The organism is Geodermatophilus sp. SYSU D01045 (assembly GCF_054050295.1).
In genome coordinates, this window is the sequence record NZ_JBJGZB010000002.1 from 161,392 (window position 1) to 181,145 (window position 19,754).

The following is a 19,754-nucleotide window of genomic DNA, read 5'->3' on the forward strand; positions in this document are numbered from 1 at the left end:
GTCGGGTCACGTCCTCAGGCGGGGAGCGCCACCCGGCCGCCCAGGTCGAGGACGGTGTCGCCGGGCTGCTCGACGGCGTCGTCGTGGGTGACGCAGACGACGACCCGGCCGGCCAGCGCGTCGCGCAGGTCCCGCACCAGGGCGGCCGCCGTCGGCGGGTCCAGGTGCGCGGTCGGCTCGTCGAGCAGGACGACGTCGCGGGCGGCCAGCAGCGCCCGGGCCGCGGCGAGCCGCCGCCGCTCGCCGCCGGACAGCGCGGTGCCACCGGCGCCGACCGGGGTGTCCAGCCCGTCGGGCAGCCCGGCCAGCAGCGGGCCGAGCCCGGCGGCGGTGAGCGCGGCGGTCATCCGCGCCTCGCCGCCGGGGCCGGCCAGCTCACCGCGCGGGGCGGCGAGGGCCAGGTTGGCGCGGATCGTCGAGGCGAAGACGTGCGCGTCCTGCGGCAGCCAGGCGGTGCGCGCGCGGACGGCCGCGCCGGTCAGCCGGGCGGTGTCGGCGCCGCCGAGCACGTAGCGCCCCGCCCGCGGGCGCAGCGCCGCGAGCAGCACGGCGAGGAACGTCGACTTGCCGGCGCCGGACGGGCCGCGGACCACCAGCCAGCCGCCGTCGGCAACCGCCCGCGCGGTGAGGCCGCGCAGCACGTCCGGGCCGCCGGGCCAGCCGGCGACCAGGCCGGTGACGGCGAGGTCGCGCACCGGCGCGGGGGCGGGCACCGGATCGGCGGGGTCGGCGGGCACCGGGGCGGTGAGGACGGCGTCGAGGCGGGCGCGGGCGTCGGCGAGGGCGCCGCGGCGCTGCAGCGCGGACACCAGGCCGGCCAGCGGCTCGGCCAGCGCCAGCGGGGCCAGGCCGAGGACCGCGACCTCCGGCCCGCCGAGGCCCGCCGCCGCGCCGACCGCGGTGGCGGCGACGGCGGCCAGCCCGGTGCCGAGGACGACCAGGCCGGTGCCGAGCGCGCCGGCCCGGGCGCCCGTGGCGGCGACGGCGGACCGGCGGCCCGCCACCGCGGCGAGGTCGGCGGCGGTGGCGGCGGCGAGGCCGTGCGCGCGCAGGTCGGCCGCGCCGTCGAGGGCGGTGGTGACGTCGCGCAGGGCGGCCACCCGCAGCGCGCCCTCGGTGCGGGCGGCGCCGGCGTCGACCCGCCGGTGCACCAGCAGCACGCCGGCGGCGGTGAGCGCCAGGACGAGCGCCGCGGCGGCCGCGGCGCCCGGGGAGAGCAGCGCCAGGGCGGCCAGCGTGAGCACCGGGACGGTGGCGGCGACGACCGCGGGCGGCACCACCCGCACCGACAGGTCCTGCACCAGGCCGACGTCGCCGACCACGCGGGCCAGCGCGCTGCCCGGCGTCCGGTCGGCGGCCACGCCCTGCGCGGACAGCGCCCGCCAGACCCGCACCCGCAGGTCGGCGGCCATCCGCAGGGCGGCGTCGTGCGCGGTGAGCCGCTCGACCCAGCGCAGCGCCGCGCGGCCGAGGCCGAAGGCGCGCACGCCGACGATGGCGACCATCAGCGTGAGGATCGGCGGCATCTCCGCGGCGCGGACGATCAGCCAGCCGCTCACCGCGGTGAGCGCGACGCCCGCGCCGGCCGAGGCGGTGCCGGCCGCGACCGCCCGGACCAGCGCCCGCCGCGGCCAGCCGAGCCCCGTGGGGGCGGGGACGGCGGTGCTCGCGGCCGGTGCCGGGGCGACGACGTCGGCGATCCCGTCGCCCCGGGCCGCCGCAGCCGCCGGGACCGGCGATCCCGGCGGGGAGGGCGGGGTGGCGGGGCTCGACAGCGTCACCGTGCGGTCGGCCAGCGCCGCCAGGGCCGGGTCGTGGGTGACCAGCAGGACCGTGACCGTGCCGCGCAGGCCGGCCAGGACGGCGGCGACGCGGGCGGCCGACGCCTCGTCGAGGTGGGCGGTGGGCTCGTCGAGCAGCAGCAGCCGGGCGCCGCGGCGCACACGCACCAGCGCCCGTGCGAGCGCCACCCGCTGCAGCTCGCCGGGGGAGAGGGTGGTGCAGTCCCGCCCGGCGAGCGCCTCGGCCCCGACCCGCTGCAGCGCCTCGACGACGAACGCCTCGGCCACCACCGCGTCCACGCCCGGGGAGGCGGCGGCGTGCCGGCGCAGCTCGTCGGCCACCGTCCGCGCCGTCGTCCGCGGGTGCTGCGGGACCAGCGCGACCGCGCCGGCCGGGACGCCGGTGACGGTGCCGCCGACCTCCGCGGCCGGGTCGACCGCGCCGGTGAGCGCGGCCAGGAGGGTGGACTTGCCCGAGCCGCTGGGCCCGCGCAGCACCACCAGCTCGCCGGGGCGCAGCGCGAGGTCGACCGGCGGGAGCGCGGGCAGCGCGCGGCCGGGGTGGCGCACGGTCAGTCCCGAGACGGCGACGTCGGCGCCGCGCGGGTCGTCGTCGTCCACCGCCGGGGGAGCGGTGGCGACCGGCGCGGCCAGCACGGCGCGCGCCTCGGCGGCGGCCAGCGTGGCGGCCTCGCCGGCGTGGTGGGCGGTGCCCAGCGCGCGCAGCGGTGCGAAGGCCTCGGGGGCGAGCAGCAGCGCGGTGAGCCCGACGGCGAGCGCGAGGTCGCCGTGCACCAGCCGCAGGCCCACGGTGACCGCGACCAGCGCCACCGACAGCGTGGCGATCAGCTCGAGCACCAGCGCGGAGAGGAATGCCAGGCGCAGGGTGGCCAGCGTGCGGCGGCGGGTGGCCTCGCCCAGCTCGGCGAGGGCGGTCACCTGCTCGGCGGCCCGCCCCAGGCCGACCAGCACCGGCAGCCCGCGGACGAGCTCGGCGACGTGCGCGGCCAGCCGGTCCAGGGCGCGGGCGGCGCCGGTGGTGCCGTCGCGGGTGGCCAGCCCGACCAGCGCCATGAACAGCGGCACCAGCGGCAGGGTGGCCGCGACCAGGCCGGCCGAGAGCAGGTCGGTGGCGGCCAGCACGACCAGCAGCACCGGCGGGACGACGGCGGTCTGCGCGAGCGCGGGCAGGTAGGTGGCCAGGGCGGGCGCGAGGTCGGCCAGCCGGGTGGTGGCCAGCACCGCGGCCGGGGCCGGCCCGCCCGCGGCGGCGACCGCGGCGGGCGAGGCGGCCAGCCGGTCGAGCAGCGCGCGGCGCACCGCGTCCTCGGCGCGGCGGGCGTCGCGGGTGGCGGCCCGCTCGCCGAGGGTGCCGGCCAGCGCGCGCAGCACGGCGCCGGCGGCCGCCAGCGCGAGCGGGGCGGTCAGGTCGCCGTCGGCGTACCCGGCGGCCCGGGCGACGGCGTGCGCGAGGCCGGCGGCGAGCAACACCAGCCCCGCCGTCGAGCCGAGGGCGGCAGCCGCCGCCCGGGCCAGCGCGCCGGGCAGTCCCGGCACGCCGGCCAGTGGGGCCAGCGGCCCCCGCGCCCGGGCGGGGGCGGCAGAGATGGCCATTCCTGCCGCCCTCACGCGGCCACGTGCTGCGGCTCGGCGGTCAGGCGGCGGCGGAACACCCAGTACGTCCAGGCCTGGTAGGCGAGCACGACCGGCAGGCCGACCGCGGCCACCCAGGTCATCACGGTGAGCGTGTAGTCGCTGACCGAGGCCTCGGCGACGGTGACGTCGAAGGCCGGGTCGATCGTCGAGGGCACGACCACCGGGTAGGCCGAGCCGAACAGCGTGGCCGCCGAGGCCAGCAGCACGGTGGCCCAGCCGGCGAAGGCCTGCCCCTCGCGGTCCAGCCGCACCCGGGTCCACGTGACGACGACGGCCAGCGCGGCCACCAGCCACAGCGCGCCGGTGAGCGCCGTGCCCGAGCGCAGCTGCACCAGCCCCGACCACGCCAGCAGCGGCAGCGCGGCCACCGGCGACCAGCGCAGCGCGAACGCCCGCGCCCGCAGCCGCAGCGGGCCGTCGGTCTTGAGCGCGAGGAACAGCGCGCCGTGCACCAGCGAGTGACCGACCACCGCGGCCGCGCCCAGCAGCGCGGACCAGCCGAGCCCGGCGAACGCGCCGCCGACCCGGTCGCCCGCCGCGTCGATCGGCAGGCCGAGCGTGGTGGCGGCCAGCGCCGCGCCCACGCCCGCCGCGGCCACCAGCGAGCCGCCGGTGATGACGCGGGTCCAGGCGGCGTCCCAGCGCGGGTCGTGCGAGCTGTGCCGCCACTCGAAGGCCACCGCCCGCACGATCAGGCCGAGCAGCACCAGGACGAAGGGCAGGTACAGCGCCGGCAGCCAGGTGGCGTACCAGCCGGGGAAGGCAGCGAACACCGCGCCGGCGGCGGTGATCAGCCAGACCTCGTTGCCGTCCCACACCGGGCCGATCGTGCGGAGCATGAGGTGCCGGTCGGCACGTCCCTCGGCACCGCGCCGGCCGAGCACCGGCAGCAGCGCCGCGACGCCGAAGTCGAACCCCTCCAGCAGCAGGAAGCCGGTCCACAGCACCGCGACGGCGGCGAACCACAGGGTCTGCAGGTCCATGTCAGGCACTCCGGTCAGTACGCGAAGGAGAGGACGTCGTCGTCGGCCCGGTCGTCGCCCGGACGCGGGTCGTCGTCGTCCCGGGACGACCCGACCGCGGGCGGGGTCGGCGTCGTGTCGCCGGTGGTGACCCCGCGGCGGACCAGCCGGACGAGGAGGAACAGCTCGACCACCGCGAGCGCGCCGTAGAGCAGGCCGAGGCTGATCAGCGAGGTCCAGACCTCGGCGGCGGTGATGCCGGGGGAGACGGCCTGGGCGGTGAAGAACCACACCTGCTCGTCCACGGGCACGTCCGGGTTCGGGTAGACGACGAAGGGCTGGCGGCCCATCTCGGTGAACACCCAGCCGGTCGCGTTGGCCACGAACGGCGCGCCGACGGCGAGCAGCGAGCCGTGGACGCCGATCCGCGACGTCGGCACCCGGCCGCGGCGGGTGGCCCAGAGCGCGTAGGCCGCGACGCCGGCCGAGACCGCGCCCATGCCGATCATGAGCCGGAAGCTCCAGTAGGTGACCGCCAGCACCGGCGTGTAGTCGATCGGCTGGCCGGCGCGGTCGCCGAAGGACGGGTCGTCGGGGTAGGTGGCGCCGTAGACCGCGGAGTACTCCTCCTGCAGCTCGTTCACGCCGGGGACGGCGGTCTCGAAGTCGCTGTGCGCGAGGAAGGAGAGCAGGCCGGGGACGGTCCAGCTGTGCACGTCGTCGCACTCGTTGGACCCGAGCTTGCCCCAGGCGAAGACCGAGAACGGTGCCGGCGCCTCGGTCTCGCACAGCGCCTCGGCCGAGCTCATCTTGAGCGGCTGCTGCTGGTACATGAGCTTGCCCTGCCAGTCGCCGGTGACGGCGACCAGGACGAAGGCGGCCAGCGACACGTACCCGCCGAGCCGCACCGAGCGGCGCCACACCGAGTGGTCGACCTCGGTGGTCGGGGCGCCGGCCAGCTTCCGCCTGCGCAGCTGGTAGAGGCCGATGCCGACCAGCAGGGCACCGGCGACCATGAGCGCCGCGACGATCGCGTGGGTGAAGGCGGCCAGGGCCGTGTTGTTGGTCAGGACGGCGAGGAAGTCGACCTGCTCGGGGCGCCCGTCCTCGCCGACGACGACGCCGACCGGGTGCTGCATCCAGGAGTTGGCCGCGATGATGAAGTACGCGCTGACGATGGAGCCGATCACCGCGGCCCACAGCGCCGCCAGGTGCAGCTTCTTGGGGATGCGGCCCCAGCCGAAGATCCACAGGCCGAGGAAGGTCGACTCGAGGAAGAAGGCGAGCAGCGCCTCCATCGCCAGCAGCGAGCCGAACACGTCGCCGACGAAGCGCGAGTACTCGCTCCACGCCAGGCCGAACTGGAACTCCTGGACCAGGCCGGTGGCCACGCCGAGCACGAAGTTGACCAGGTAGACGCGGCCCCAGAACCGGGTCATCCGCAGCCACTCCGGCTTGCCGGTGCGCACCCAGAGGGTGTGCATGACGGCCACCAGGATCCCGAGTCCGATGGTCAGCGGGACCATCAGGAAGTGGTAGACGGTGGTGATGCCGAACTGCCACCGGGCGATGTCGAGCACGTCCACGCGCGCTGCTCCTCGTCTGTGCCTCCGACCGACACCTCCTTTCTACGCCTCGTAGAACTACTTCTCTACGCCGCGTAGAACGCGTCGGGGTGAGGTGCGCGACAGGGTGCGTGCGCTCGCCCGGGACCCCGTTCTACGCTGGGTAGAAACGAGGACGGGAGGGGCCGTGGCGTCGCTGGGAGACCTGGAGCGCACCGTCATGGACGTGCTGTGGGCGGCCGACGGGCCGGTGGCCGCGGCCGGGCTGCGCGACGCGCTGGCCGACCGCGAGCTGGCGCTCACCACCGTGCACACCGTGCTGTCCCGGCTGGAGGCCAAGGGCTTCGTCGAGCACGACGACGCCCGGCCGCGCCGCTTCCGCCCGCGGGCCAGCCGCGCCGACCACGCCGCCGAGCTCATGCACGAGGTCCTCGGCCAGGCCGGCGACCGGCAGGCGGTGCTCGCCCGGTTCGTCGGCGGCGTCGACCCGGAGGAGGCCCGCCTCCTGCGGCAGCTGCTCAGCGAGACGGCGCCGGACGCGCGCTGACGTGCTGCCCGCGACCGCCGCGGCGCTCGCGGTCCTCGCCGTCCTGCTGGCCTGGCCGGTGCCGGCGCTGCTCGGCCGCGCCCGGTGGCCCCGGCGCGACCCGCTCGTGGCGCTGGTCTGCTGGCAGGCGATCGGGCTGGCCGGCGGGCTGTCGATCATCGGCGCGCTGCTCGTGCACGGGCTCGCGCCGTGGGGCCACTCACTGCCCGAGGCCGGCTGGGCGGTGCTGACCGGGCACCCGGCCCGCGACCCGGTCCGCGGCGACCACTGGGTCACCCTCACGCTGGCCGGCGTCCTCGCCGCGGAGCTGCTCGGCGTCCTGGCGCTGTCGTGGGTGCGCACCGCGCGCACCCGGCGGCGGCACCGGGCGCTGCTGGAGCTGGTCGTGCAGCCGTCGGCGGCCGCCCCCGACGCCCGGCTGCTCGAGCACCCCGCGCCGGTGGCGTTCTGCATCCCCGGCGCCCGCCCGCTGCTGGTGCTGTCCTCGGGCATGGTCGCCGAGCTCGACGACGGGCAGCTGGCCGCCGTCGTCGCCCACGAGCGGGCGCACCTGGCCGAGCACCACCACCTCTACCTGCTGCCCTTCGTGGCGTGGGAGGCGGCGCTGCCGGTGCTGCCCGCCGCCGCCCGCGCGCACGCCGCGGTCCGCGGGCTGGTGGAGATGCGCGCCGACGACCGCGCGGTGACCTCGCTGGCCGGGCCCGACCCGCGGCGCACGCTGGCGCAGGCGATCGTCGTCACGGCCGGGGGAGCGGGCGGGGGCGTGCCGAGCGGCGCGCTGTCGGTGACCGGCAGCGCGGTCACCGCCCGGGTGCTCCGGCTGGTCGACCCGCCGGCCCCGCTGCCGGCCGCCGCCCGCGCCGCCGTCCTGCTCTGCGCCGGGCTGCTCCTCCTGGTCCCGACCGTCCTGCTCCTGCTCCCGGCCCTCTGAGGGGCCTTCACAGCGCTAGTGGCTCCTGTCGGAGGCGGGTCCGCGGGTGGGGAGCGTGGCCGGGAAGTCGACGCCGGTGAGCCGCGCGGACGCCGTCCAGAGCCGGGTCGCGAGGTCGGGGTCGCTGGCCGCGGCCGTCCGGCCGACCAGGGTCGGGTACCCGCGCAGCTCGCCCAGCCCGTCCGGTCCGGCGTAGCTGCCGCCGGGGAGGTCGGTGGTCGCGGCGAAGAGCGTCGGCAGCGCGCCCTGCTCCGCGGACTGCGCGACCACCCGGTTGCCCAGCAGCGCGAACGCGTCCTTCAGCCGGTTCCCGGTGTGGCCCTGCAGGTTGGTGGCCGACCAGCCGGGGTGTGCGGCCAGCGCCCGCACCGGCGAGCCCGCGGCGGTCAGCCGGCGCTGCAGCTCCAGGGTGAACAGCAGGTTGGCCAGCTTCGACTGGCCGTAGGCGCGTTCGGCGGAGTACCGCCGCCGCTCCCAGTTGAGGTCGTCGAGGTCGATCGCGCCCATCCGGTGCGCCCCCGACGACAGGGTCACCACCCGGTCGGTGACGTGCGGCAGCAGCAGGTTGGTCAGCGCGAAGTGGCCGAGGTGGTTGGTGCCGAGCTGCAGCTCGAAGCCGTCGGCGGTGCGGCCCTCGGGCACCATCATGATCCCGGCGTTGTTGACCAGGACGTCGAGCGGACCGCTCCAGCCGTCGGCGAAGGCGCGCACCGAGGCCAGGTCGGCCAGGTCCAGCCGGCGCACCTCGACGTCGCCGGCCAGGCCGGCGGCGGCCGACTCGCCCCGGGCGGGGTCGCGGACGGCGAGCACCACGCGCGCGCCCCGCTCCGCGAGCGCCCGGGCGGTGGCCAGGCCCAGCCCGCTCGTGGCTCCGGTGACGACGGCGGTGCGCCCGGTCTGGTCGGGGACGTCGGCGGTGGTCCAGCGGCTCGTCATGCCGGGTCCAACGCGGGGGCGGGCGCCGGCGTGCCGGCGGGCGCGGCGGAGGTGTCGTTGCCCGGCAGCGGGCGGAACCGGCGCAGCCGCAGGCTGTTGGTGACGACGAAGACCGAGCTGAACGCCATCGCGGCCCCGGCGATCATCGGGTTGAGCAGCCCGGCCATCGCCAGCGGCAGCGCGGCGACGTTGTAGGCGAACGCCCAGAACAGGTTCCCCTTGATCACCGCGAGCGTGCGGCGGGCCAGCCGGACGGCGTCGGCGGCGGCGCGCAGGTCGCCGCGGACGAGGGTGAGGTCGCTGGCCTGGATGGCGACGTCGGTGCCGGTGCCCATCGCCAGCCCCAGGTCGGCCTGGGCCAGCGCCGCCGCGTCGTTGACGCCGTCGCCGACCATCGCCACCGTCGCGCCTCCGGCCTGCAGCCGCCGGACGGCGGCGACCTTGTCCTGCGGCAGCACCTCGGCGACGACGTCGTCGATGCCGACCTCTTCGGCGACCGCACGGGCGGTGGCGGCCGAGTCGCCGGTGAGCAGCACCGGCCGCAGCCCGAGGGCGCGGAACTGCCGCACGGCGGCCGCCGACGTCGGCTTGACGGTGTCGGCGACGACGAGCACGCCGCGCGCGGCGCCGTCCCAGCCGACCGCGACCGCGGTGCGCCCGGCGGCGTCGGCCTCGGCGACCGCCGCGGCGAGCTCCGGGGGCAGCGGGCCCACGAGCGCGGGCCGGCCGACGGCGACCGGCACGCCCTCGACGGTGCCGCGCACGCCGAGCCCGGCCTCGCTGCGGAACCCGGTGACGGCCGGCAGCGCGCCGGCCCGCTCACGGGCGGCGGAGGCCACGGCCGCGGCGATCGGGTGCTCGGAGGCGTCCTCCAGCGCGCCCGCCCGGCGCAGCACCTCGCCGGCGTCCTCGCCGTCGGCGGCGACGACGCCGGCCAGGCTCATCCGGCCGGTGGTGACGGTGCCGGTCTTGTCGAGCACGACGGTGTCGACCCGCCGCGTGGACTCCAGCACCTCCGGACCGCGCACGAGGATGCCGAGCTGCGCGCCGCGGCCGGTGCCGACCATGAGGGCGGTCGGCGTGGCCAGCCCGAGCGCGCAGGGGCAGGCGATGATCAGCACGGCGACGGCGGCGGGGAACGCCCCGGCCACGCCGGCGCCGGTGCCGATCCAGAAGCCCAGGGTGGCCAGCGCCAGCGCGAGCACGACCGGCACGAACACCCCGGACACCCGGTCGGCCAGCCGCTGCACCTGCGCCTTGCCGTTCTGCGCCTCCTCGACCAGCCGCGCCATCTGCGCGAGCTGGGTGTCCGCGCCGACCCGGGTGGCCCGCACGACCAGCCGGCCGCCGGCGTTGACCGTCGCCCCGACGACCGCGTCGCCCGGGCCGACCTCCACCGGCACCGACTCGCCGGTGAGCATCGAGGCGTCGACGGCGGAGGAGCCCTCGACGACCTCGCCGTCGGTGGCCACCCGCTCGCCGGGCCGGACGACGAACAGGTCACCCGCGTGCAGCTGCTCGACCGGCACGCGCACCTCGGTGCCACCGTCCCGGGTGTCACCGCGCAGGACCGACACCTCGCGGGCGCCCATCTCCAGCAGCGCCCGCAGCGCCGACCCGGCCCGCCGCTTGGCGCGCGCCTCGGCGTACCGGCCGGCCAGCAGGAAGGTGGTCACGCCCGCGGCGGCCTCGAGGTAGACGTCCCCGCTCCCGTCGCCGCGGGTCACGGCCAGCGAGAAGGGGTGGGTCATCCCCGGCTCCCCGGCGGTGCCGAGGAACAGCGCGTACAGCGACCAGCCGAACGCGGCGAGGGTGCCCAGCGAGACGAGGGTGTCCATGGTGGCCGCGCCGTGCCGGAGGTTGGTCCAGGCGGCGCGGTGGAACGGCCAGCCACCCCAGACGACCACCGGCGCGGCCAGCGTCAGCGAGGCCCACTGCCAGTTCTCGAACTGCAGCGCGGGGACCATGCCGAGCAGCACGACCGGCAGGCTCAGGACGGCCGAGAGCACCAGCCGCTGCCGCAGCCCGGCGTCGGGGTCGGCCTCCGGGGCGTCCTCCTCGGCCGGCGCCGGGAGGGCTGCGGTGTAGCCGGCCTTCTCCACGGTCGCGACGAGGTCCTCGGGCGCGACGCCGTCGCCGAAGGTGACCCGCGCCTTCTCCGTCGCGTAGTTGACCGTGGCGGTGACGCCGTCGAGCCGGTTGAGCTTCTTCTCGATGCGGGCCGCGCAGGACGCGCAGGTCATGCCGCCGATCGACAGCTCGATCTGCGTGGGTGTGGTCACGGGGCGCTCCGGGCGGTCAGGGTGAAGGCGGCGGTGCGGACGACGTCGCCGTGGCGGAAGTCGAGGAACAGCCGGTGGCCGCCGGCCGCGGGCACCTGCACGGCGAAGCGGACCTGCCCGCCGGAGTCGCCGGTGGGGTGGACGTGCAGGTAGCCGAGGTCGCCGGCGCGCAGCGCGACCAGGTGGCCGCGGGCGCCGAGGTACGGCTGCAGGTCCGTCACCGGCACGCCGTCGCGGCTGACGGTGAGCACGACCTCGGACTCCTCCCCGGCGACCAGGTCGCCGTCGAGGGTGACGGTGTAGCCGTCCACCTCCGCGGTCGCCGCGGGAGCGGGCAGCGGCGTGGGCTCCCACGCGCCGCCGACGGCGAGGTCGGCGCCGAGGACCACGTCGCGCCCGAGGGCGGTGGGCGTGGCGTCGGCCAGCACCCGCCAGGAGCCGGGCTCGAGCGCGACCGTCGTCGTCCAGGTGCCGTCGGGGGACAGCTCGGGGTGCACGTGCTGGTAGCCGGTGAGGTCCCGGCGGACGACGACCAGGTGCAGGTCCTGCTCGTGCACGGTCTCGTAGGCGGTCACCGGGGCGCCGTCGGGCCCGAGCAGCCGGAACGACAGCGGGACGGCGGTGCCGGCGGGCAGGGCGTCGTCGGCGAGGTCGAGGGTGTGGCCCTCGGCGGAGACGGCGAGCCCGGCGGGCAGGTCGTGCTCCCCGGCGGGAGCCGCCGCCGCGTGCCCGCCGTCGCCGGCGTGCTCCTCGACCGCGGCCGGGGGCGCGCCCACCGGGCCGGCGAGGGCACCCGCGCCCCAGCCGGCGCCGAGGACGGCGGCCGCGGCGCCGAGCGTGGCGGCGACCCGGGTGGCGGTGCGCACGACAGCTCCCTCCCGACCGGCCGGCCGCGTCAGCGGCCGGCGACCTCGTAGCCGGCCTCCGCGACGGCGGCGCGCACGGCGGCGTCGTCGACGGGGGCGTCGCTGGTGACGGTCAGGCCGCCGCTGGCCAGGTCCACCTCGACGTCGGTGACGCCGGGGATCTCGCTGACCTCCTCGGTGACCGAGGCGACGCAGTGCTGGCAGGTCATGCCGGTGACGGTGTAGCTGGCGGTGCTCATGGCGGGGTCCTCCGGGGTGGGGTGGGGTGTCAGGAGCGGACGAGCCGGGCGATCGCGGCGGAGGCCTCGCGGACCTTCGCGTCGGCCTCCGGGCCGCCGGTGGCGACGGCCTCGGCGACGCAGTGCGACAGGTGCTCCTCGAGCAGGCTCAGCGCCACCGACTGCAGCGCGGAGGTCATCGCCGAGACCTGGGTGAGGATGTCGATGCAGTACTTCTCGTCCTCGACCATGCGCTGCAGCCCGCGGGCCTGGCCCTCGATGCGGCGCAGCCGCTTGAGGTGGTCGTCCTTGCGGTGGATGTAGCCGTGGACGTGGCCGGGGGCGCTCTCCGAGTCGGTCACGGCGGCAACGGTACCCCTACCCCCAGGGGGTATCAACCCAGGGGGCGACCCCGGGGTGTCAGGCGCGGTCCGGCTCCGGGTCCTCCGGGCGCCCGGCGCGCAGGCGGTCGACGGTCTCGCGCAGCCGCACGGTGTCGGCGCGGGCGTCGGCGAGCTCGTCCTGCAGGCCGAGGATGACCTCGGCGGAGGCGAGTGTGTGGCCGTCGTCGAGGAGGCCGCGCAGTCGCGCGGCGAGGACCAGCTGGTGGCGCGAGTAGCGCCGGTGGCCGCCGGGGGAGCGGTGCGGCTGCAGGACGCCGGAGCCGTCGAGGCTGCGCAGGAAGGCGGCCTGGACGCCGAGCAGCGCGGCGGCCTGGCTCATCGTCAGCGCCGGGAAGTCGGGGTCGTCGAGCCGGCGCACGGCGTCGGCCGCCGGGTCGGCCTGCTGCGGGTCGCCGTCAGCGGTCACGGGACCTCCTCCCTGCGGTGTCGAGGCCTCCGGCCCCGGACGGGACGAGGGGGCCGGGCCGCACCGGCCCGGCCCCCTCGGACGCGACGGCGGTCAGCCCTCGACGGCCCGCGTCTCGCCCTGGGCGGGCTCCTGCTCGCCCTCGATGGTCCGGCTCTCCACCGCGGCCGGCACGTCGGCGCGGGTCACGGTGATCTTGCGGGACCGGGCCTTCTCCGCGACCGGGATGCTCACGGTGAGCACACCGTCGTGGTAGCTGGCCTCGAGCCGGTCGGTGTCGAGGCTGCGGCCGAGGACCAGCTGCCGGGTGTAGGCGCCGTAGGGGCGCTCGGCGACGGCCCACTCCGCGCCCTCCAGCTGCGGGACCGAGCGCTCCGCGCTGACGGTGAGGGTCGTGCCCTCCAGCGACAGGTCGATCGAGCCCGGGTCGACGCCGGGCAGGTCGAAGTGGGCGACGAACTTGTCACCGACGCGGTAGGCGTCCATCGGCATGCCCGACAGGGCGCGGGCGGTGCCCGGGCGGCCGGTGAGCTGGTCCAGGGCGCGGAAGGCGGCGGACGCGCTGGGGAAGGGGTCGTACGCGGTCAGCACCATGGCTGGTGAACCTCCTCGGAGATCCGGATGGTGATCGCTGCCCGGGGATGAACCTCCAGTGGCAACTGGAGATTACCTCGACCAGACACTCGTGTAAACGTCTCTTGCCCACGTGTGTTCCCGCCCGCGCATGGACGGCGGGCAACGGGGGCAGACCCCGGGCATGGACGAGCACCGAGAAACCGGTGGACCCGCGGCCGAGGACACCACGCCCCACGAGAGCGAGCCCGAGGTCGACGCCCGGCTCGACGGCGACGTCAGCTGCATCACCGTGACCGGCGAGCTCACCGAGGCCGCCCGCCGGCCGCTGGTCCGCGTGGTCACCGACCAGCTGCTGTCGGTGCCCACGCTCTCGCGGGTGGAGCTGGAGCTCAGCGGCGTCTCCTACATGAACTCCGCCGGGATGGCCGTCCTCGTGCAGCTGCAGCGGATGACCCAGCCGCGGGCGGTCACCGTGGCGCTGGTCGAGCCGCCGGCCGCGGTCGCCCGGCCGCTGCAGCTGACCGGCCTGTGGCGGCGCTTCGAGGTGGTGGGCGAGGGCGCCGGGCCGGCCGACGCCGGCGGCGCACCACCGTCGGGGGGCCCGTCGCGGCGCCCGGACGGGCCGGACGGCCGCAGCGCCTGACCGGCGGCGCCCCACCGCGGTGTCGGGCGGTCCCGGGCCGGGGGCTGCTCCTAGCCTGGCCGGGTGCCGCCCCACACCCACAGCCACGGGCCCGACCCCGACGCGCCCCCGCCGAGCCCGGAGACGCTGACCCGGCGGCGCCGCGCGGTCACGCTGATGCTCCTGCTGCTCGTGCCGGTCGGGCTGGCCACCGTGGTCGGCCTGGTCGCGCTCTGGCCCGGCGGCGAGCCGACCCGCGCCGAGCAGGTCGCGGCCACCTTCCTCCCGGCGGGGACGACCTACGCCGACGCGCGGGTGGTCTCGCTGCAGACGCTGCCCTGCGGCGAGGCCGGGACCGGGCAGGCGACCTGCGCCACCGCCGTCGTCGAGGTGCTCGAGGGCGACGGCGCGGGGGAGTACCAGCAGGTCGACCTCTCGGCCGAGGTGGTCGCCAACGGGGTGGGCGAGGGCGACACCCTCGTGCTCACCCGCGACCCCGGCGCCGAGGGCGGCCCGGACTACCAGTTCGCCGACTTCGAGCGGACCACGCCGATCGTCGTCCTCGCGGTGGCCTTCGCCCTCGTCGTCGGGGCGGTCGCGCGGCTGCGCGGGCTCGCCGCGCTGGTCGGCCTGGCCTTCGCGTTCTTCGTGCTGCTGCAGTTCGTGCTGCCGGCGCTGCTCGAGGGGTCCTCGCCGACGCTGGTCAGCCTGGTCGGCTCGTCGGCGATCATGTTCGTCGTCCTGTACCTCGCGCACGGCTTCTCCGCCCGGACGACGACGGCGCTCGTGGGCACCCTGTTCGGCCTGGCGCTGGTGACCGTGCTCGGCTCGGTGGCCGTCGGCGTCGCGCGGCTGACCGGGCTCACCAGCGAGGAGACCATCCAGCTGCTGACGTTCGACCCGACGCTGGACTTCTCCGGCCTGGTGATCGCCGGGGTCGTGGTCGCCGGCCTCGGCGTGCTCAACGACGTCACGATCACCCAGGCCTCGGCGATCTGGCAGCTCAACGAGGTGGACCCGGCGATGGGGTGGCGGCAGCTGTACCGCCGCGGCATGGCCGTCGGCCGCGACCACATCGCCTCGACCGTCTACACGATCGTCTTCGCCTACGCGGGGGCCGCGCTGCCGCTGCTGCTGCTGTTCGAGGTCTACACCCAGCCCGCCGGCGTCACGCTCACCAGCGCCGCGGTGGCCGAGGAGGTCATCCGCACGCTGGTCGGCGCGATCGCGCTCGTGCTGGCGGTCCCGGTGACGACGGCGGTCGGCGCGTTCTTCGCCACCGCGGCCGGGACGGCGGCCGGCGCGGCCCCGGAGGCGCGGATGTCGGCCCTGCGTGCGAGGTTCGCCCGGTGAACACGCGCACTGACCGGCCCCAGCAAGGACCCCCTGCCCCCCACCGCTCGCCCGCCCGCAGTGGGCCCCTGCAGGCGGCCGAGCCCGGCGCTGAGCGTGCGAGGCGGGAGGAGGACGGGGTCCTCCGACTGCTGGCCGCCGCCGAGGCCGCCCCCGGTTTCATGCCCGCCGACGAGGGCCGCGCCCTCTACGAGGCCGCCCGCACGGTCGCCGTGCCCGGCCCGCTGCTGGAGATCGGCTCGTGGATGGGCAAGTCGGCGCTGTACCTCGCCGCCGCGGCGCGGGAGACCGGCCGGCAGGTGGTCACCGTCGACCACCACCGCGGCTCCGAGGAGCACCAGCCCGGCTGGGAGTACCACGACCCGTCGCTGGTCGACCCCGCCGTCGGGCGGGTCGACACGCTGCCGCGGTTCCGCCGCACGATCGCCGACGCCGGCGCGGAGGACGTCGTGGTCGCCGTCGTGGCGCGCTCGGAGGTGCTCGCGCCGCTGTGGTCGACCCCGCTGGCGCTGCTGTTCCTCGACGGCAGCCACACCGAGGAGTCTGCGCGCCGCGACCAGGACGCCTGGGTGGACAAGCTCGCCGTCGGCGGCACGCTGGCCATCCACGACGTCTTCCCCGACCCCGCCGACGGCGGCCAGGCGCCGTTCGGCGTCTACCGGCGGGTGCTGGGGTCCGGGGACTTCGAGGAGCTGCCGGGCACCGGCTCGCTGCGGCTGCTGCGCCGTGTCCGCTGACGCGCTGGGGGCGGAGCGGGCGGCCGCCCAGGCGCAGATCGAGGCGCTGACCCGGCAGTTCGACGAGATCGTCGCCGCGTCGCAGGCGTCCAACGCCGACGACGAGCACGACCCGGAGGGCGCCACGATCGCGTTCGAGCGGCAGCAGGTGGCGGCGCTGCTGGAGCAGGCGCGCCGCCGGCTGGCCGACGTCGACGCCGCGGTCACCGCCGTCGAGGCCGGCACCTACGGCCGGTGCGAGTCCTGCGGCCGGCCGATCGCGCCCGAGCGCCTGGCCGCCCGGCCCACCGCCCGCACCTGCATCAGCTGCGCGCGCTGACCTCCGGCCGCACCGACAGGCGGGGCAGCAGCAGCTGCGTGAGCGGGCCGATGGCCAGGGCGTAGGCGACGGTCGCGACGCCGAGGGTGCCGCCGAGCAGCCACCCGGTCGCGACGACGGCGACCTCGATCGTGGTGCGCACGAGCCGCACCGACCCGCCGGTGCGCCGGACCAGCCCGGTCATCAGCCCGTCCCGCGGGCCCGGTCCGAGGTGCACCCCGACGTAGGCGGCCGTGGCGACGGCGTTGAGGACGATGCCCGACGCCGCGAAGGCCGCCTGCGCCGCCAGGTGCGACGGGGCGGGCAGGACGGCGAGCGTGCCGTCGACGGCGACCCCGATGACGACGACGTTGCTCACCGTGCCGATGCCCGGCCGCTCCCTCAGCGGGATCCACGCGAGCAGGACCAGCGCGCCCACCACCACGGTGACCAGCCCGAGCGACCAGCCCAGCCGCTGCGCGAGCCCCTGGTGCAGCACGTCCCACGGCGTGACCCCGAGCGAGGACCGCACCAGCAGGGCCATCGACGCCCCGTAGAGCGCGAGACCGGCGTAGAGCTGGACGAGGCGACGCGGGAGACGGGCGGACACGGGAACCGGACGGTGCTGCAACACGCCCGCCACTCTGCTGCCCACCCGGCCCGGCTCCTACGGGCCAATCGGCCGGATTGGCCTGGTCCGCGCCGCCGGGCGGCAGAAACGGCCATCTCTGCCGCCCCGGCCGGGCGGACGCCGCCGCGTCAGCTCACGTAGCGGCGGGCGGTGGAGCGGCGCTGGGCCGCGTCGAGCGCGGCGAACCGGGCCTCGGCGTGCGGGGGCAGCACCCGCCGCTCCCGCACCAGCCAGGGGATCCCGCGGACGGCGGCCCACAGCGCCTGCGCGGTCACCCGGTCCCGGGGCAACGTGGCCAGCAGGTGCAGGGTGCGGCGCAGCGCGGGGCGCAGCGGGCGCCGCAGCCACGTCGTCCAGAGGGTGTTGCGGATGCCGTCGCGCCGACGGCGGTGCGAGTCGCGGGCCCTCGACGCCCGGTGGTGCACGGTCAGCTCGGGCAGGTGGCACAGCTCCCAGCCGGCGGCGGCGAGGTCGCCGGCCATGAGCTCCTCCTCCCCGCCCAGCCACAGCCGCTCGGAGAAGCCGCCGGCCTCGAGGAACGCCGCCCGCCGGACGACGCTCGCGCCGGCGAGGAACGAGCCGAGGGCCGGGCCGGGCAGCCAGCCGGCGCCGCGGACGGGGGAGTCGCGCAGCTCCGGCACGATCGGGTCCTCGCGGCCGCCGGGCTCGACCAGGATCCGCGCGGTCACCACGGCCAGCCGCGGGTGCGCGTCGAGGACGTCGGCCGCCCGCCGCAGCGACCCCGGCTCCCACCACGTGTCGTCGTCGCAGAAGGCCACGTACGGCGCGTCCACCCGGTCGACGCCGACGTTGCGGCCGGTCGCGCCCAGGTTCTCCGGGCTGGCGACGAGCTCCACGGTGGGGAAGCGCTCGCGCACGGCCCCGGCGGTGCCGTCGGTGGAGCCGTTGTCGACGACCACCACGTGCGGCCGCTCGGGCAGCGCCAGCAGCCGGGACAGCGCCCCGAGCACCTCGTCGCGGCGCTGGTGGGTGATCACGACGACGGCGACCCGCGCGTCCGGGCCGGGGTCCGCGGGCCGGGGCCGGGGCGCGGCAGCGGTCATCAGGCGCCCCCGGACAGCAGGCGCAGGTCGGCCAGGACGTGCGCGGGCAGCCGCCGGCGGCGGCGCACCGCGGCGGGCAGGTCCGGCAGCGCCCGGCGCAGCCCCCGCCGCTCCGGCGCACCGGTCCGCAGCGCGGTGACGACGGTGCGGACGACGTCGCGCAGCGGCAACCGCATCACCGCGGTGAGCAGCCTGGACCGCCAGATCGCCGTGCGCCGCCCCGCGGGGTCGGACCGCCGGGTCGAGGGGTGGTGGTGCACGGTCACCGAGTCGACGTAGGCGATGTCCCACCCGGCGGCGGCGAGGTCCAGGGACAGCCGCTCCTCCTCGCCGGGGAAGCGCACCACGGGGTCGAAACCGCCGACGGACAGGAACGCCTCGGTGCGCACCATCGCCGCGCACGCGATGAAGCCGAGCAGCCGCGGCCCGGGCAGGTGCGCCGGGGTGCCGAGCGGGCTGACGGCCAGCTCCTCGCACAGCGGGTCCAGCCGCTCCTCCGGGCCGACGAGGACCCGCGCGTTGAGCACCGCCAGCCGCGGGTGCGCCCGCATGACCTCCGCGGCGCGGGCCAGGTCTCCGGGCGCCCACCACGAGTCGTCGTCGGCGAAGGCCACGAACTCGCTGCCCGCGTGCCCGGCGCCGATCGTGCGGGCGTGCGCGCCGACGTTGTCCGCCAGCGGCAGCACGGTCACCTCCGGCAGCGCGGCGCGGACGGCGTCGACGGTGCCGTCGGTGGAGCCGTTGTCCACCAGGACGACCGGCGCCTCGTGGCGGGGCAGCGTGGCCAGCAGGTCCGCGCGCCGGTCGCGGCTCATGACCACGACGCTGACGCCGTCGCCGGCGGGGTTCGGGGGGGTGCGGGGGCGTGCCGACGTGCGCGTCACGCAGAGGCACTGCCCGGCAGCGGCGCTGCCGAACCGGCGTCCTCGGTGCCCGGTGCGGGCAGCGCCGCGGGGTCGGCGAACAGCCCGCAGGCGGGTGTGGCGCCGGCCAGCGCGTCGGCGGCGAGCACCACCGCCGCCGCCGTCCACGTCGTCCGCTCGACCGGCCAGCGGGCGTCGTCGGGGTAGACGAAGCCGGTCCAGTACGAGCCGTCGTCGTGGCGCAGGTGCTGCATGGCCGCCACCTGCTCCAGCGCGGCCTCCGGCTGCCCGGCGACGACGAGCGCCAGCGCCAGCTCGCAGGTCTCCGCGCCGGTCACCCACGGGCGGTCGGCCACGCAGCGGGCGCCCAGGCCCGGGACGACGAAGCGGTCCCACCCGTCGGCCAGCCGGGTGCGGGCGGGCCCGCCGGTGACCGCGCCGGCGAGCACCGGGTAGTACCAGTCCATCGACCAGCGGGAGCGGTCGGCGAAGGCGGCGGGGTCGGTGCGCAGCGCCGTGCCGAGGCCGGTGACCGCCAGCTCCCAGTCCGGCTGCGACTGCCCGGCCAGCCCGGCCAGCGCGATGCCGCAGCGCAGCGCCTGGAACAGGCTGGCGTTGCCGGTGAGCAGCGCGACGTCGTCCGGGGTGCCGTCGGGGCGCAGCGCCCAGCCGATCGCGCCGGAGGCCAACTGCATGTCCACGACGAGGTCCAGGCCGCGGCGCACGGCCGGCCACAGCTCGGTGACCAGCCGCTCGTCGCCGCTGGTCAGCCAGGTGTGCCACGCGCCGACGGCGAGGTAGCCGGCGTGGTTGCTCTCGACGGCGGGCTGGGTCTCGGCGCCGTCGCGGTACTCGGCGGCCCAGGAGCCGTCGGCGCGCTGCCGGGCGGCCAGCCAGCGGTAGGCCGCCGCCGCCCGGGCGTGCTCCCCGCCGACGTCGAGGGCCATCGCCGCCTCGACCGAGTCCCAGGGGTCCAGCTGCCCGCCGCGGAACCACGGCAGCGAACCGTCGCGGCCCTGCTCGGCGGCGATGGCGGCCACGGTGCGCCGCACGGCG

20 protein-coding genes are annotated in these 19,754 nt (G+C 77.5%); 6 read left to right on the forward strand and 14 right to left on the reverse strand.

Annotated elements, in window-relative coordinates; all coding sequences use genetic code 11:
* Nucleotides 1-14: 14 nt before the first annotated feature.
* From cydC to ACI798_RS02550, 3 genes are read right to left on the reverse strand one after another with little or no spacing between them, the layout of a single operon-like run.
* Nucleotides 15-3,395 carry a thiol reductant ABC exporter subunit CydC gene (gene cydC, locus ACI798_RS02540; RefSeq protein WP_457047148.1) on the reverse strand — a complete coding sequence of 1,127 codons (3,381 nt, stop codon included), beginning with the start codon at nucleotides 3,393-3,395 and terminating at the stop codon, nucleotides 15-17.
* An 11-nt stretch (nucleotides 3,396-3,406) separates the two neighbouring features.
* The gene (cydB, locus tag ACI798_RS02545; RefSeq protein ID WP_457047149.1) at nucleotides 3,407-4,420 is read right to left on the reverse strand and encodes a cytochrome d ubiquinol oxidase subunit II; all 1,014 of its coding nucleotides are present in this window, start codon (nucleotides 4,418-4,420) and stop codon (nucleotides 3,407-3,409) included.
* Nucleotides 4,421-4,434: 14 nt separating this feature from the next.
* Nucleotides 4,435-5,985, reverse strand: a complete 1,551-nt coding sequence (locus ACI798_RS02550) for a cytochrome ubiquinol oxidase subunit I (RefSeq protein WP_457047150.1) — start codon at nucleotides 5,983-5,985, stop codon at nucleotides 4,435-4,437.
* A gap of 166 nt (nucleotides 5,986-6,151) precedes the next feature.
* On the opposite strand from ACI798_RS02550, the gene ACI798_RS02555 reads away from it, so the two are divergent.
* Nucleotides 6,152-6,511, forward strand: coding sequence for a BlaI/MecI/CopY family transcriptional regulator (locus ACI798_RS02555; RefSeq protein WP_456926943.1), 360 nt, complete (start codon nucleotides 6,152-6,154; stop codon nucleotides 6,509-6,511).
* Nucleotide 6,512: 1 nt separating this feature from the next.
* Entirely contained in the window at nucleotides 6,513-7,442 is a 930-nt protein-coding gene (locus tag ACI798_RS02560) for a M56 family metallopeptidase (protein WP_457047151.1), read from the forward strand.
* Nucleotides 7,443-7,457: 15 nt separating this feature from the next.
* Here the strand turns inward: ACI798_RS02560 and ACI798_RS02565 are convergent, their stop codons facing one another.
* The 7 genes from ACI798_RS02565 to ACI798_RS02595 form a co-directional block, all read right to left on the reverse strand.
* Nucleotides 7,458-8,378, reverse strand: coding sequence for an oxidoreductase (locus ACI798_RS02565; protein WP_457047152.1), 921 nt, complete (start codon nucleotides 8,376-8,378; stop codon nucleotides 7,458-7,460).
* A complete protein-coding gene (locus ACI798_RS02570; protein ID WP_457047219.1) occupies nucleotides 8,375-10,621 on the reverse strand; it encodes a heavy metal translocating P-type ATPase in 2,247 nt (748 codons plus the stop codon). Before ACI798_RS02570 ends, ACI798_RS02565 begins: the two co-directional genes overlap by 4 nt.
* A gap of 35 nt (nucleotides 10,622-10,656) precedes the next feature.
* On the reverse strand, nucleotides 10,657-11,526 hold the full coding sequence (locus ACI798_RS02575) for a hypothetical protein (RefSeq protein ID WP_457047153.1): 870 nt from the start codon (nucleotides 11,524-11,526) through the stop codon (nucleotides 10,657-10,659).
* Between the two features lie 29 nt (nucleotides 11,527-11,555).
* The gene (locus ACI798_RS02580) at nucleotides 11,556-11,765 is read right to left on the reverse strand and encodes a heavy-metal-associated domain-containing protein (protein WP_456926947.1); all 210 of its coding nucleotides are present in this window, start codon (nucleotides 11,763-11,765) and stop codon (nucleotides 11,556-11,558) included.
* Between the two features lie 29 nt (nucleotides 11,766-11,794).
* Nucleotides 11,795-12,106 (reverse strand): metal-sensitive transcriptional regulator, encoded by a 312-nt coding sequence (locus tag ACI798_RS02585; RefSeq protein WP_387990729.1) that lies wholly within the window; start codon nucleotides 12,104-12,106, stop codon nucleotides 11,795-11,797.
* Between the two features lie 58 nt (nucleotides 12,107-12,164).
* On the reverse strand, nucleotides 12,165-12,554 hold the full coding sequence (locus ACI798_RS02590; RefSeq protein WP_457047154.1) for a helix-turn-helix domain-containing protein: 390 nt from the start codon (nucleotides 12,552-12,554) through the stop codon (nucleotides 12,165-12,167).
* Between the two features lie 93 nt (nucleotides 12,555-12,647).
* The gene (locus tag ACI798_RS02595; protein ID WP_456939746.1) at nucleotides 12,648-13,148 is read right to left on the reverse strand and encodes an Hsp20/alpha crystallin family protein; all 501 of its coding nucleotides are present in this window, start codon (nucleotides 13,146-13,148) and stop codon (nucleotides 12,648-12,650) included.
* Nucleotides 13,149-13,311: 163 nt separating this feature from the next.
* On the opposite strand from ACI798_RS02595, the gene ACI798_RS02600 reads away from it, so the two are divergent.
* The 4 genes from ACI798_RS02600 (at nucleotide 13,312) to ACI798_RS02615 (ending at nucleotide 16,161) form a co-directional block, all read left to right on the forward strand.
* Entirely contained in the window at nucleotides 13,312-13,773 is a 462-nt protein-coding gene (locus ACI798_RS02600; RefSeq protein WP_457047155.1) for an STAS domain-containing protein, read from the forward strand.
* 63 nt (nucleotides 13,774-13,836) lie between these two features.
* The gene (locus ACI798_RS02605) at nucleotides 13,837-15,105 is read left to right on the forward strand and encodes a YibE/F family protein (RefSeq protein ID WP_457047156.1); all 1,269 of its coding nucleotides are present in this window, start codon (nucleotides 13,837-13,839) and stop codon (nucleotides 15,103-15,105) included.
* A 161-nt stretch (nucleotides 15,106-15,266) separates the two neighbouring features.
* Nucleotides 15,267-15,842 (forward strand): class I SAM-dependent methyltransferase, encoded by a 576-nt coding sequence (locus ACI798_RS02610; protein ID WP_456939749.1) that lies wholly within the window; start codon nucleotides 15,267-15,269, stop codon nucleotides 15,840-15,842.
* A complete protein-coding gene (locus tag ACI798_RS02615) occupies nucleotides 15,832-16,161 on the forward strand; it encodes a TraR/DksA family transcriptional regulator (RefSeq protein WP_456939750.1) in 330 nt (109 codons plus the stop codon). Before ACI798_RS02610 ends, ACI798_RS02615 begins: the two co-directional genes overlap by 11 nt.
* Here the strand turns inward: ACI798_RS02615 and yczE are convergent.
* The 4 genes from yczE to ACI798_RS02635 all read right to left on the reverse strand — a co-directional run bounded on the left by yczE (nucleotide 16,145) and on the right by ACI798_RS02635 (nucleotide 19,750).
* Complete coding sequence (yczE, locus tag ACI798_RS02620; protein WP_456939751.1) at nucleotides 16,145-16,750, reverse strand: membrane protein YczE; 606 nt, start codon at nucleotides 16,748-16,750, stop codon at nucleotides 16,145-16,147. The genes ACI798_RS02615 and yczE overlap by 17 nt on opposite strands.
* 149 nt (nucleotides 16,751-16,899) lie before the next feature.
* The gene (locus ACI798_RS02625; protein WP_456939752.1) at nucleotides 16,900-17,835 is read right to left on the reverse strand and encodes a glycosyltransferase family 2 protein; all 936 of its coding nucleotides are present in this window, start codon (nucleotides 17,833-17,835) and stop codon (nucleotides 16,900-16,902) included.
* On the reverse strand, nucleotides 17,835-18,650 hold the full coding sequence (locus ACI798_RS02630) for a glycosyltransferase (RefSeq protein WP_456939753.1): 816 nt from the start codon (nucleotides 18,648-18,650) through the stop codon (nucleotides 17,835-17,837). The genes ACI798_RS02625 and ACI798_RS02630 overlap by 1 nt, the downstream gene beginning before the upstream one ends.
* 65 nt (nucleotides 18,651-18,715) lie before the next feature.
* Nucleotides 18,716-19,750 carry a prenyltransferase gene (locus ACI798_RS02635; RefSeq protein WP_457047157.1) on the reverse strand — a complete coding sequence of 345 codons (1,035 nt, stop codon included), beginning with the start codon at nucleotides 19,748-19,750 and terminating at the stop codon, nucleotides 18,716-18,718.
* Between the last annotated feature and the right edge of the window lie 4 nt (nucleotides 19,751-19,754).

Excerpts from the sequence above, each read along its gene's own strand:
- cydC (WP_457047148.1), bottom strand. The coding sequence starts at position 3,395 with ATGGCCATCTCTGCCGCCCCCGCCCGGGCGCGGGGGCCGCTGGCCCCA.
- cydB (WP_457047149.1), bottom strand. The coding sequence starts at position 4,420 with ATGGACCTGCAGACCCTGTGGTTCGCCGCCGTCGCGGTGCTGTGGACC.
- ACI798_RS02565 (WP_457047152.1), bottom strand. The coding sequence starts at position 8,378 with ATGACGAGCCGCTGGACCACCGCCGACGTCCCCGACCAGACCGGGCGC.
- ACI798_RS02570 (WP_457047219.1), bottom strand. The coding sequence starts at position 10,621 with ATGACCTGCGCGTCCTGCGCGGCCCGCATCGAGAAGAAGCTCAACCGG.
- ACI798_RS02580 (WP_456926947.1), bottom strand. The coding sequence starts at position 11,765 with ATGAGCACCGCCAGCTACACCGTCACCGGCATGACCTGCCAGCACTGC.
- ACI798_RS02595 (WP_456939746.1), bottom strand. The coding sequence starts at position 13,148 with ATGGTGCTGACCGCGTACGACCCCTTCCCCAGCGCGTCCGCCGCCTTC.
- ACI798_RS02600 (WP_457047155.1), top strand. The coding sequence starts at position 13,312 with ATGGACGAGCACCGAGAAACCGGTGGACCCGCGGCCGAGGACACCACG.
- ACI798_RS02610 (WP_456939749.1), top strand. The coding sequence starts at position 15,267 with ATGCCCGCCGACGAGGGCCGCGCCCTCTACGAGGCCGCCCGCACGGTC.
- ACI798_RS02625 (WP_456939752.1), bottom strand. The coding sequence starts at position 17,835 with ATGACCGCTGCCGCGCCCCGGCCCCGGCCCGCGGACCCCGGCCCGGAC.
- ACI798_RS02630 (WP_456939753.1), bottom strand. The coding sequence starts at position 18,650 with ATGAGCCGCGACCGGCGCGCGGACCTGCTGGCCACGCTGCCCCGCCAC.